Below are 9,620 nucleotides of genomic sequence, written 5' to 3' on the forward strand. Positions count from 1 at the left end.
CCGCGTTTTTGTACGCTTTGTATCAGCGTCCGGAATGGACGTTTCCGGGCTTTAGCAAGGCTCGCACCGCGTTGGCGTCGGCGAGCCCGCACGCCTGCTCGGCCAGCGGGCCGGCCAGCTCCAGGCGGATGCCGCGGACCGCCTCTTTGACGAGCGGCACGGCGGGCGGCGCAACGCTCAATTCCCGTACCCCCAAAGCCGTGAGTAGCGGCACCGCGGCCTCGTCGGCGGCCAACTCCCCGCAGACCGCGACCGGCACGCCGGCCTGCGTACCGACCAGCTGAATGAGCCGGAGAACGGCCGGATCCAGACCGTCCGCGGACAGCGCGGCATTGCCGCGCTCCGCGGCCAGGGTGTACTGCGTCAGGTCGTTGGTGCCCACGCTGACGAAGTCGATGTACGGCGTGAAGGCCGCCGACCGCAGCGCGGCGGCCGGCACCTCGATCATGATGCCGACCCGCAGCCCCTCCGCGTGGCCGGCCCGGCCGATCGCCTCGTCCAGCATCCGCCGCGCGGCGATCACCTCGGCGACCGTGCTGACCATCGGGAACATCACGCTGACCGGCATATCCCGGGCCACCCGGGCGATCGCGACGAGCTGGTCGGCGAACAGTCCGGGATAGGCGAGGGAACGCCGGATGCCGCGGACGCCGAGGAACGGGTTCCGCTCGGCCGGAGCCGGCGCGTACCGCAACGGCTTGTCCCCGCCGACGTCCAGGGTGCGCAGGGTGATTCGGCGCCCGCCGAGCGCCTCGCCGATCTCCCGGTAGACGGCGATCTGCTCGTCGATGCTCGGCGCGGCGTCCCGGTCCAGGAAGAGGAACTCGGTGCGGACGAGTCCGGCCAGGTCGGCGCCGTGCGCGGCGGCGGCGCGGGCGTCGGCCACCGAGCCCACGTTCGCGGCGACCAGGACGGTCACCCCGTCCGCGGTGACCGCCGGCTGGCCGGCCCGGGTAGCGGCCCGGTTCGTGCGGGTAGACCGCTCGGCGGCTCGGTCCCGGAACGCGGCGGCGACCGACTCGGGCGGGGCGATCGCGAACTCGCCGGTCGTGCCGTCCAGGACGACGGTCGCGCCGTGCGGGACGCTGAGCACGGCCGGCCCGGCGCCGACCACCATCGGGATGCCCCGGGTGCGGGCCAGGATCGCGCCGTGCGAGGTAGGGCTGCCGAACGCCAGCAGCACGCCGAGCACCCGCTCCGGATCGAGGGTGGCCGCCTCGGCCGGGGTGAGATCGGCGGCGACCAGGATGCCGTCGCCGGTCGCGGCCGCGCCGGAGATGCCGAGCATGGCCCGCAGCACCTGGTCGCTGACCGCGTGCACGTCGTCGCCACGGCCACGCAGGTAGGGATCCTCCAGGGTGTCGAACTCGGCGGCGATCCGGGCGGCCGCGCCCTGGAACGCCTGCGGCGCGGCCTGGCCGTCCTCGATCCGCTGCCGGACCTCGCCGAGCAGCTCGGCGTCGTCGAGCAGCAGCAGGTGCGCGTCGAAGATGCCCGCTTCCTGGCTGCCGGCCCAGATCTTGTCGATCTCCAGCCGGACCGCGGCGACCGCGTCCTCGACCCGCCGCCACTCCACCTCGGTGCCCCGGGACGGCACGTCCGGCACCGGCGGTGGGGTGTTCGACCGCCGCCAGGCCGGTCCGATCCCGATCCCGGCCGACGCGCCCTGCCCGCGCCGCACCCCGGTGTCGGTGGTGTTGCCCTCGATCAGGTCGAGGTCCACCGGCACCGAGCCGCCCCACTCGCTGATCTTGTCGAGCTCGGGCGGGGTCTCGTCGAAGCGCCGGGCGGCCACCGCCACGATCTCGTCGACCGCGGCCCGCGCCCCCGGCCCGGACGCCCGCACGTCGATCTCGTGGCCGCGCAGCGCGCCGAGCGTGGCCACCCGGGACAGGCTGGTGGCCGGCACCCACGGCGAGCCGGTGGTGCGGTTGCGGACCTCCAGACCGGCGTCGAGCCGGCGGGCCTCGGTGACCAGCCGGGCGGCCGGCCGCGCGTGCAGCCCATGCGGGTTCTCGACGGTCACCGTGGCCATCGCGGCGCCGCTGTCCTCCGGCACGGGCGCCGGGCTCAGCTGGGAAAGCTTGCCCAGCAATCCCTCGGTCGCCTCCCGCGCCACCTCGTCGCGACCGGCCCCGGACGCGGCCGTGACCGCCGCTGCCACCAGGCCCTCGACCAGCGGGGCCGGGCAGAGCAGCACCCGGGACCGCAGGTCGTCGTCGATCAGCTCGAGGGCCAGTTCGGCGGAGAGGACCGCGCTGCCGAGGTCCATCAGCACCACCACGCCGTCGCCGTCGTCCGCCGCGACCAGCGCGTCCACGATGGCGGTCGCGTCGGTGCCGAGCGTCGTCTCGTCGAGCCCGGCCGCGATCTCGATGCGCGCGCCGGCCGCCATCTCGGCGGCCAGTGTCACCGCGGCCCGGGCCAGGGCACGGCTGTGGCTGACCACGACCAGGCCGACCACCGTCAGGCCAGCGCCGCGGCGGCCGCGGCCACCAGCAGCGTCACCGACGTGGCGCCCGGGTCCTGGTGGCCGGCACTGCGTTCGCCCAGGTAGCTGGCCCGGCCCTTGCGGGCGACCATCGCGATGGTGGCCGCCCGGCCCTGCTCGGCGGCCCGGAGCGCGCCGTCCAGGGCCTCGCCGAGCGGCTGCCCGGCGGCGATCGACTCCTCGAGGCTCTCCACGGCCGGGGCCAGCGCGTCGTACATCGTCTTGTCGCCGGCCTGGGCCTTGCCCCGCGCGACCACCCCGTCGAGGGCGGCCCGCAGCACCCGGGCCAGGTCGGCGCCGTCCAGGGTCTCGGCGTCGCCGGCGATCGCCGACATGCGCAGGAACGCCGTTCCGTACAGCGGGCCGCTCGCGCCACCCACCGTGGAGACGAGCGTCATCCCCGTACGCTTCAAAAGCTCGCCCGGCCGCCCGGGCGTCTCCTTGGCCAGCACCTCGACCACCGCGGACATGCCTCTATGCAGGTTGACGCCGTGATCGGCGTCGCCGATCGCGGAGTCGAGCTCGGTCAGCAGATCTTTGTGTTCCGCGATCAGCCGGGCGAACTCCCGGATCCAGGCGTGCAGGGCCTCGGTGCCCACGGTGTCGGCCATGCCGGTCAGATTCCCCAGCGCAGGCCCGGAGTACGCACGGGGGCGTCCCACAATCGCAGGATCTCGTCGTCGGCCTCGACCAGCGTCACCGAGGCGCCGGCCATGTCGAGACTCGTGATGTACGGCCCGACCAGCGACCGGGCGATGCTCACCCCCGACTTTTCGAGGATCGCGGCGACCTCGGCGAACAGCACGTAGAGCTCGATCAGCGGGGTGCCGCCCATCCCGTTGACGAAGGCGATCACGTTTTTGTAGGTGAGGTCGCCGAGGATCGGCGTCACCAGCATCTCGGCGGCCTCGGCGGCCGACGCCACCGGCACCCGGCGTCGCCCGGGCTCGCCGTGGATGCCGATGCCGACCTCCATCTGGTCGGCGGGCAGGTCGAACGTGGGCTTGCCGGCGGCCGGGACCGTGCACGAGGTGAGCGCCAGGCCCATGCTGCGCCCGTTCTCGTTGACCTTGCGGGCGACCGCGGCCACGTCGGCCAGGGGCCGGCCCTCGTCGGCGGCCGCCCCGGCGATCTTCTCGACCAGGACGGTGACGCCGACCCCGCGCCGGCCGGCGGTGTAGAGGCTGTCCTCGACGGCCACGTCGTCGTTGGTGATCACGGCGATCACCTCGGTGCCGGTGTCGGCCGCGACGATCTCGGCGGCCATCTCGAAGTTCATGATGTCGCCGGTGTAGTTCTTGACGATGTGCAGGACGCCGGAGCCGCCGTCGACGCCCTTGGTGGCCGCCACCATCTGATCGGGGACCGGCGAGGTGAAGACCTCCCCGGCGCAGGCCGCGTCGAGCATGCCGGGCCCGACGAACCCGGCGTGCAGCGGCTCGTGCCCCGAGCCGCCGCCGGAGATCAGTCCGACCTTGCCGCGCACCGGGGCATCACCCCGGTAGACGACTTTCTGTTCGTGGTCGACGCGCAGCTCCGGGTGGGCGAGTGCGACACCGCGCAGCGCGTCGGCGACCACATTTGCGGGATCGTTGATGAGCTTCTTCATCGCCGACATGCGGTCCAACCTACGCGCGTCACGCCCGGACGCGGAACTGTCCGACGATGCGCTGCAGATCGCCGCTCATTCGGGCGAGCTCGCTGGTGGTGGTCTGCGCCTCGGTGACCGCGGCCGCGGTGTTCGAGGTCGCCTCGGAGACGTCAGTGACCGATTCGGTGATCTCGGCGGCCCCCGCGGCGGCCGCGCTGACGTTACGGACCATCTCGTTGGTGGTGGCGGTCTGCTCCTCCACCGCGGACGCGATCGTGGTCTGGAACTCGTTGATCTGCCCGATCACCGACTGGATCTCGCCGATCGCGGTGACCGCGCCGGCCGTGTCGTTCTGGATGGCCTGCACCCGGCTGCTGATGTCCTCGGTGGCCCGGCTGGTCTCCTGGGCGAGGTCCTTCACCTCGCTGGCCACCACCGCGAAGCCCTTGCCCTGCTCGCCGGCCCGGGCCGCCTCGATGGTCGCGTTCAGGGCGAGCAGGTTGGTCTGCTCGGCGATCGAGGTGATCACCTTGATCACGTTGCCGATCTCGGCCGACGACGCACCGAGCTTGCTGACCGTCTGGTTGGTCGACTCGGCCAGCAGGACCGCGTCGGCGGCGACCCGGGCGGCCTCACCGGCGTTGCTGGCGATCTCGTTGATCGCGGCGCCCATCTCCTCGGCGCTGGCCGCGACGGTGGCGATGTTCGAGCCGACCTGGCTGGCGCTCGACGACACCGCGCCGACCTGGGCGTTGGTGCGTTCGGCGGCCTCCGCGATCTGGCTGCTGGTGATGGCGAGTTCCTCGCTGGAGCCGGCCAGGGTGACCGCGTTCTGCTCCAGCTCCTCGACCGTGTCACGCAGCGTGCCCATCGCGGAGTCCAGGTCGCGGGCCATCATGCCCAGCTCGTCGGCGGACCGCACCCCCGACCGGACGGTCAGGTCCCCGGTTGCCAGTGCCTTGGCTACCAGCGACACCGACCGCACCGAGCGAACGAGCGCCCGGGCCACCAGCACCGCCAGCCCCAGCGCCACCAGCCCGCCCACGACCAGCATGGCGATGATCAACAGCCGGGCACTCCGATAGTCGGAGCTGGCCTCGGCGGCCATCGACGCCGCCCGCTTGGACTCGGCCGCGTACGCGTCGTCGAGGTCGGCGGCCGCCTTGTCCACGGCGGTCTGGTAGTCGGTGGTGCGCAGCGCCTCGAACTCGGCGGTCTTCCCGGCCGTCGACAGCGCCAGCAGCTTGGTGCGGATGGTCTTGGCCGCCGCCCAATCCGCGGTGAAGGTGTCGACCACGTTCTGATCGGCGGCGCTCGGGCGGTAATCGGTGATCAGCGTGGTGAGTTCGTCCTCGTGCTCGGTGATCAGTGCCTCGGCCTTCGCCTTGAGGGCCGCGGTGGTGCTGATCCCGTGCCGCAGCAGATCCACCCGCAACTGCATCATCATCCGGTCCGCGGACCCCAGCACGATCAGCGGTTTCACCTGACCGTCGTACATCTGCTGCACCTGTTTGGCGGTGGCGTCCAGCTTTATCAGCGCCACCACGCCCACGGTGATCGCGACCAGCAGCGTGATCACCGCCCCCGCGATGATCTTCGGCAGGACCGGCAGGTCCTGCAAACCGCGCCGTTGGCGCGCAGACACTTCCGACGTCACGACTAGCCCCCGCTGTCAGTCGTTCCGGTGGTCCTATTCAAAGCCCGACTACCCCTGCTGAGCACGGCTACACCCACTATGGCGCCGAGAGTCGCCAGCGCCATGTCCTTGTGCGCATCCCACATATCGCCCTGCTGTCCGTTGTATGCTTCCGCATCACCGGGCGCGAGGCTCATCGCGATCGCCCATTCGAACAGTTCGTAGAGCGCGCTGGTGGACAACACGATGTCGACGGCGGCGAATGCCGCCCACTTTCCCAGCCGCGGCTTCAGCGCCCGGTAGAGGACCGGCCCGAAACAGAGGCCGTAGCTCAGGTGCACCAGCCGGTCGAAATTGTTGCGCTGCCAGCCGAACAGATCGTTGACCCGGAACCCGAACAGCCCGTCGGTCCAGTCGTCGTAGGGCACGAACGAATAGATCCACCGCGCCGCCACGGAATGGATGGCCAGAAAAATCAAAATCGCCAGGAACGAGGCGTACGGGAGGGGACGCGCGCGATTCACCAGAATCAGCGCCACCACCCCGAGGACCGTCAGTGAATGGTGCAGGGCCTGTTCGGCCGGATAGATGGGCCGCCACCAGGTGACCGCGACGATGACGACGAACACGCCGACCGTCCACAGTTTCGTCTTCGACTTCTTCTTCGATGGTGCCGAGTCCCCGTGCATAGCCCGGAGTCAATCAGCGAAGATCGCCGGCCCGGTCTCGCTCCCGGCACGAACCGGTATCAGCCGCCGCGCCACCAGCGCCGGATCCACAGCGCCCGGCTGGTGTTCCACCGGCCGGGCGCAGGCCTGGAGCGCCGCGGGGTCACCCGCCGGCAACCACCGTTCGATGGCATTCATCGCGCCCCCGGTAGGCCCTCCTGCACCAGGCGCGGCAACAGGTCGTCCCGGAGCGCGCGCAGGGATTCGTTCTCGCGTTCCATCCGATCACGCAGGGCGAACAGAGGTCTAGACCGCTGGTCGCATCCTTCTAGCGCGTTCTCCGCAGGCATCTGGATCGGGACGGCCAGAGCTCTGGAACGGTTGAGTCCGGGAACGGCCGAATCGGAGTTCATGCCCTCCAGGCCGAGGGTTCGGAGCAGGAGGTACGCGTACTCCAGGGAGACCTTTTTCGGTCGCACGTAGTAGGTCGTGTCGATCGGGAAGAAGTCGGTTGCCGACCAATGGACCGCACCGACCGTGCCCTTGCGGCCGACGATGACACCGGGGCCGGGCGCCAGGGCGGTGTCGTGCCAGCCGGACTGGCCTCCACTGCCGTACACCCGGATCGGTCCTGGGTTTCGGCGCGCCGCAGGCAGCGCCTTTCCATACACGAGGTCCAGGACATCGCCGAGCACGCCGGTTCGGCCTTTGTCACCGGCCGCGAACTCCGCCTCGGCCAGCGCGAGGGCCGTCGCGGCCAGGCGATCGTTGCCGGCGATCTTGTCGTCGAGGGCGGTGAGCAGGTCGGCTACCTCGCGCTGGACCGCCAGCGGCGGGATCACGATCGGCAGGGCGCCGAGGATGCCCAGGTTGATGTGCGGGACGCCGGCGGTGATCGCGCTGCCCTGGACCGCGGCCCGCATCGCGGGGCTGCGGAACTGGTAGTAGACGTAGCGCGGGTCGGCCTTGGCCGGGTCGACCCGCAGGCGCATCTGGGATTGGGAGATGACGTAGGTGTCGTGCGGGCCCGGCGGCACGATGCCGACCTGGCCGAGGGTGCCGCGCTGGGTGAAGACCACGTCGCCGGGCCGGGCCAGGTTGCGGGCCAGCTCGCCGGCCGCCTTCGCCGGCGTGACATAGACGAACTCGGACGCGTCGAACCGGCCGTCGGACGCCAGGTTCACGCCGCGGATCACCGGCACGCCGCGCGGGACGTAGTCCTTGCCGCCGAGCAGCGACCCGAACGGGCCGCCGATCAGGCCCTTCGGGACGGCGATGTCGCGTACGGTTCCGGTCGGCCAGTCAGGCATCCAGCTTCCCCAGCTGTTCCCGGACCGCCGCCTCGAGCCGCGCCGACTCGTCGAACTGCGCGAACAACTCCTTGGTCAACCGGGCGATCCGGTCGGCCGCCGGCTCGGCGTCCGGATCCTCCGCCGCCGAGGCGGCGCCGACGTATCGGCCCGGGTTGAGGACATGGTCATTCGCGGCGACCTGCTCCAGCGAGGCGGAGAAACAAAAACCCGGCACATCGGCGTACGACGGTCCCCGCCAGGCGTGATAACTGTGCGCGATCCGGGCGATGTCGCCGTCGGTGAGGACCCGCTCGGTGCGGTCCACCATGGTGCCCAGCCCGCGCGCGTCGATGAACAGGATCTGCCCCCGCCGGTCAACCTTGCCCTTGTCTCGGCCATCGCCCTTGTCCCGGCCTTCGCCCTTGTCTCGGCTCAGGAACCACAGGCAGGCCGGGATGGCGGTGGTGCGGAACAGGTTCCCCGGGAGCGCCACCATGCAGGCGACCAGGTCGTCCTCGACCAGCCGCCGCCGGATCTCCCCCTCGCCGGAGAGTTTCGACGACATCGACCCGTTGGACAGCACCACTCCCGCGGTGCCGCGCTCCCCCAGTTTGGCCACCATGTGCTGCAGCCAGGCGAAGTTGGCGTTGCCACGCGGCGGCAGCCCGTACCGCCAGCGGGGGTCGTCGTCCCGCCGGGCCCAGCCGCTCATGTTGAACGGCGGGTTGGCCATGATGAAATCGGCGAGCAGACCGGGATGCCGGTCGTCGGCGAAGGTGTCGGCCCACCGGTCGCCGATCCCGGCCGGATCCATCCCGTGGATGGCCAGGTTCATCTTGGCCAGCCGCCAGGTGCGCTCGTTGCCCTCCTGCCCGAACACCGCGATGTCCCGCCCGTGGGTGCGCGCCGCCTGCACGAACATGCCGCCCGACCCGCAGCAGGGGTCATAGACCTTTCCGTGGAACGGTTCTAGAACTTCCACAAGCAGTTTCACCACACTGGCCGGGGTGTAGAACTCTCCCGCCCGCTTCCCTTCCGCGCGGGCGAACTTCTCCAGGAAGTACTCGTACACCTCACCGAGCACGTCCTGCCCGGCCCCGGCAAACCGCGCGTCACCGATCAGCGTGACAAGCTCCCGAAGCGTGGCGGGCTCGACCACCCCGCCCCCGAAGATCTTCGGCAGCACCCCGCCGAGCGCCCGGTTCTCCCGCATGATCGCGTCCATCGCGTCGTCAAGCCGTTGCCCGAGTTCCTCCGCCGGGTGCGAAGCAAGGCGATCCCATCGCGCCTCCGCCGGCACCCAGAACACGCCGGCGTCGGAGACAAACTTGAGGAAGACCAGCCCAAGCACAAACTCCTTGTACTGCGCGGCGTCCATGGTCCCGCGCAGCCGATTGGCCGCCTTCCACAGAATGTCCTGAATCCCCTTGCCACCGGACACCTCCGGCAGCCCGGCACGTCGACGTGGAGGCACTGGCTTTCCGTTCTCTCAGCACAAGGTCCGCCACAGAAGTAAACGCCGCGACCCGCCGAGCCGATACATCACCTCCCGCCCCACCCCAGGCATGCCCGAATCACATTCGCGTTGCACGCCGGGCCGGCGGCTGGCCCAGGGCGACCCGGTCCGCCGTCGCGGCGCGATCTTGCGGAGTTCCTGCTCGCTGCGAGCAGGAGGCCTTCAAGGTCTGCGCGTCGGAGTGGGCGAGGAGGGCCCGGACGCAGAATCGGTCCGCACGAAAGAAGCAAAGACTGTGAAACTTCCTGTCGCCCGGGGCGGCCCACTTGGCGCGATCGGGGCCCAGGCCGGACCGTCAACACCGCCCCCGCACGCTTACCCGAGGTAAGCGAGCAGGGCGTACGGGTGAGCAGAGCAAACTGTCGAACTGGCCGGCGTTTGTCCTGGTCGGCGGGGGTTAACAGTCGCCTGCCGGTGGGGGCGGGT

General features: G+C 70.9%; 7 protein-coding genes. All 7 read right to left on the minus strand.

Features of this window, described 5'->3' with window-relative positions; translation table 11 throughout:
* Positions 1–22 precede the first annotated feature (22 nt).
* The 7 genes from ptsP to Ate02nite_RS17875 all read right to left on the minus strand — a co-directional run bounded on the left by ptsP (position 23) and on the right by Ate02nite_RS17875 (position 9,152).
* On the minus strand, positions 23–2,464 hold the full coding sequence (gene ptsP, locus Ate02nite_RS17845; RefSeq protein WP_203806781.1) for a phosphoenolpyruvate--protein phosphotransferase: 2,442 nt from the start codon (positions 2,462–2,464) through the stop codon (positions 23–25).
* Positions 2,465–2,466: 2 nt separating this feature from the next.
* Positions 2,467–3,102 carry a dihydroxyacetone kinase subunit DhaL gene (gene dhaL / locus Ate02nite_RS17850; RefSeq protein WP_203806783.1) on the minus strand — a complete coding sequence of 212 codons (636 nt, stop codon included), beginning with the start codon at positions 3,100–3,102 and terminating at the stop codon, positions 2,467–2,469.
* A gap of 5 nt (positions 3,103–3,107) precedes the next feature.
* On the minus strand, positions 3,108–4,109 hold the full coding sequence (gene dhaK / locus Ate02nite_RS17855; protein WP_275422895.1) for a dihydroxyacetone kinase subunit DhaK: 1,002 nt from the start codon (positions 4,107–4,109) through the stop codon (positions 3,108–3,110).
* 19 nt (positions 4,110–4,128) lie between these two features.
* Positions 4,129–5,703 carry a methyl-accepting chemotaxis protein gene (locus Ate02nite_RS17860; RefSeq protein ID WP_203806785.1) on the minus strand — a complete coding sequence of 525 codons (1,575 nt, stop codon included), beginning with the start codon at positions 5,701–5,703 and terminating at the stop codon, positions 4,129–4,131.
* Between the two features lie 38 nt (positions 5,704–5,741).
* Positions 5,742–6,407: a DUF2238 domain-containing protein gene (locus Ate02nite_RS17865; RefSeq protein ID WP_203806787.1), complete on the minus strand. Its 666-nt coding sequence runs from the start codon at positions 6,405–6,407 to the stop codon at positions 5,742–5,744.
* A 173-nt stretch (positions 6,408–6,580) separates the two neighbouring features.
* Positions 6,581–7,696: a restriction endonuclease subunit S gene (locus Ate02nite_RS17870; RefSeq protein WP_203806789.1), complete on the minus strand. Its 1,116-nt coding sequence runs from the start codon at positions 7,694–7,696 to the stop codon at positions 6,581–6,583.
* Positions 7,689–9,152: a type I restriction-modification system subunit M gene (locus Ate02nite_RS17875; protein WP_203806791.1), complete on the minus strand. Its 1,464-nt coding sequence runs from the start codon at positions 9,150–9,152 to the stop codon at positions 7,689–7,691. The genes Ate02nite_RS17870 and Ate02nite_RS17875 overlap by 8 nt, the downstream gene beginning before the upstream one ends.
* Between the last annotated feature and the right edge of the window lie 468 nt (positions 9,153–9,620).

Origin of the sequence: Paractinoplanes tereljensis, assembly GCF_016862435.1 — a bacterium.
Taxonomy (GTDB): Bacteria; Actinomycetota; Actinomycetes; order Mycobacteriales; family Micromonosporaceae; genus Actinoplanes; species Actinoplanes tereljensis.